Source organism: Dokdonia sp. (genome assembly GCF_039945015.1).
Lineage (GTDB): Bacteria > Bacteroidota > Bacteroidia > Flavobacteriales > Flavobacteriaceae > Dokdonia.
Window position 1 is genome coordinate 1 of record NZ_JBDUXP010000017.1, and the last position, 2816, is coordinate 2816.

The 2816-nt window shown below is 33.4% G+C and carries 2 protein-coding genes; both read right to left on the reverse strand.

Annotation, left to right across the window (positions count from 1 at the left end; all coding sequences use genetic code 11):
• Window positions 1-2103: hypothetical protein (locus tag ABJD27_RS11780; RefSeq protein WP_348202046.1), on the reverse strand; the 2103-nt coding region annotated here is incomplete at its 3' end.
• A gap of 25 nt (window positions 2104-2128) precedes the next feature.
• Window positions 2129-2816: T9SS type A sorting domain-containing protein (locus ABJD27_RS11785; protein ID WP_348202047.1), on the reverse strand; the 688-nt coding region annotated here is incomplete at its 5' end.

Below are 2816 nucleotides of genomic sequence, written 5' to 3' on the forward strand. Positions count from 1 at the left end.
ATCTGCGACTCTAATATTTATAGCAGAGGCTGTCCCTGTATTTTGAAAACGAATCAGATAATGTAAATATTCATCTGCATTTTCAATAAGTACTTCATCTCCTTCAAGACATCTTTTGTCATTTGGATCAAAGGAGTTGACTACGATTTGATTTAATTCGAATGTATTGTCATTAGGTGTTTGATCATTATTATTTGGAGAGATAGATGCTGTATATTGTAAAATATCATCACCTTGTACTACTGGTGGTTGCTCAACAAGCATGACAAGATCAATAGTCCTACTTGTTAAAGGTTGAAGGTCTACAAAATCCCAAGACAGCATATTTGCATCTATATTTGTTGGTACTGGGTTAGCTAACTCAAGATTTACAAGTGTATCATCAAAACTAAGATCAACAGTCCCAGATACAGTCGTTGTACCCATATTGGTATACACAATTTGATAATCGGCTTCAAACCCAGGTCTTGCTTCACTGACAGGAATTAATGTAACAGACAGATCATTTAGTGCAGTAGTGGGTATAATACAAAAATCGATAGTTTCAGTTTGATTAAACCCAGTAAACGTATTTTGATGTATTATAGGATTTATAGAATAATACAATGGCAATCCTACTATTTGTGTATCATAGGTACCCTCCAAAACATGTAAATTAAAATCTCCTGTAAGTGAAGATATGGTGGCAAAGCTATTTGTGCCATCTGTACTACTAACCATTGTAGAAACGGATTGATCAGCTGGATCACAGCCATCGTTATTTTCGTCATAAGATATAATCCCTGAAAGTTGATTTGTATCTCCTAAATTTCCAGGGCAAGACTCTAGTAACGTAGCGGCATCTGGAACTTCAAAATTTGCAAGCGCATAATTTATATCATCTACACATATAATGGATAAGTTATCATTGTCTTCAACTTTAAATTTTATGCCTCCGAGACCACCTCCTGAATCATCAAGAGAGCATGGAGAGCTAGGGTCAAGATTTGTGTTATTGCCATTTTTAATATTTATGTATTCTAACGCTGTATCTGAGGCGTACACAAAACAGAGGTTATTATTGGTGCTAAGGTCTAGAGATGTTACACTTGTATTTGATAATTGTATAGATCTTAACTCAAGGTTTTGAGAGACATCTATTGAGGTTATTCCTTGCCAAAGAATAAGTGATCGTAGATTTAAGTTGTTACTGGTGTCAACAGTAGTCATACCTGAATACCCAACAAATAGAGACCATAATTCTGGATTTTGTGATAAATCTAGATTTGTTATATCTGAAAATTGAATTGCAAGATATTTTAGGTTGGGATAGATACTAGTGTCAAGCGTTGACATTTGAGTAGAACTTACATCAATATTTTCTAGTTCAGTTTGTGAACTGAAATCGTCAAAATTTGTAAATAACGTCCCCGATATATCAATAAGTTTAAGGTTATTTGATGAAAGATCTAATGTGCTTATATCTGTTAAAGACACATCGAGACTTTCTAGTAAAAGATTATTTGAAGTGTCTAGTGTATTTAAATTATTTCCTCCGACATTTAAAGCGACTAAATTTACATTGTTAGAAATGTCTATACTTGAAAGATTATTATTGCTTATATAGAATTCTTCTAAAGCAAGATTAGAGGATATATCTATATCTGAGAATTCATTACCTCCAGTACGTACTATTGATAAATTTACATTATTAGAAATATCTAGAGTTAAGAGATCATTATTGCTTATGGTTAGTTTTTCTAAAAGAAGATTAGACGACAAATCTATTTCTGTTAAATCGTTGCTATTTAGTCCAATGTCTTTTGCCCAAGGAAGCACACTTATATCTGCAGAAGCGATATCATTGTGACCAATAATAAATTTTTCTGTCGATGTAAAATTCTCTAAACCTGTAATGTTAGTAATTCCTTTGAATTGCAGGTTTACATGAGGGCCGTTAAAATTTGCAGCCTCGCTTACTTCGATTTCTCCATTATTATTTGTGTCAATAGTTGGAGAATGATTGATCAATGCATTCTTTAAATTTTCATCAGGGAAATCAATGATTTGAGCTTGCATAACCCCATATATGAATATAAATAGCAGGAGTGTAATTTTTTTCATGATGATTGGTTGTTTTCGTTCTTTGTTATTCTTTAATTACTCTCTTAACAGCCTCTGTTCCTGTGATAGATGTTGTTTTTATAAAATAAAGTCCTGCGTGTAATGTACTCATGTCGATTTGACTATTATAAGCATTGATAGGTATTGTTTTTACAACTTGTCCTAACGTATTAAATAGTGTTACGCTTTCTATGCGTGTTGCACTCTCGATGGTTACGATGTCAGAAACAGGATTTGGGTATAAATTGACCGTAAGTACAGCAAAATCTTCTACAGATAATGCCTCTACAAATGTGGTAGAAGTTGTATTTGTGATGATAGGTGGGTTGAAATCAAAGAAAATAAAAGCAGTATTCTCAACAGTGTCTTCTAATACAACTGTGTTTTTTGGTTTTATCTTAAAGGCTATAAACCCATTGCTCCCTTCGGGGTCTGCCGCCTCGTGAGGTAAGTTAATATCATCAAAGATGAAAGAAACATCATGTCCGTTCATTATTTCTGTTCTCCCAGGATGACTAAGTGATTCTACAACAAGTGTTGTCCAATCTAATTTTTCGTCAAGTTGATCTGCAACTCTAATATTTATAGCAGAGGCTGTCCCTGTATTTTGAAAACGAATCAGATAATGTAAATATTCATCTGCATTTTCAATAAGTACTTCATCTCCTTCAAGACATCTTTTGTCATTTGGATCAAAGGAGTTGACAACAACT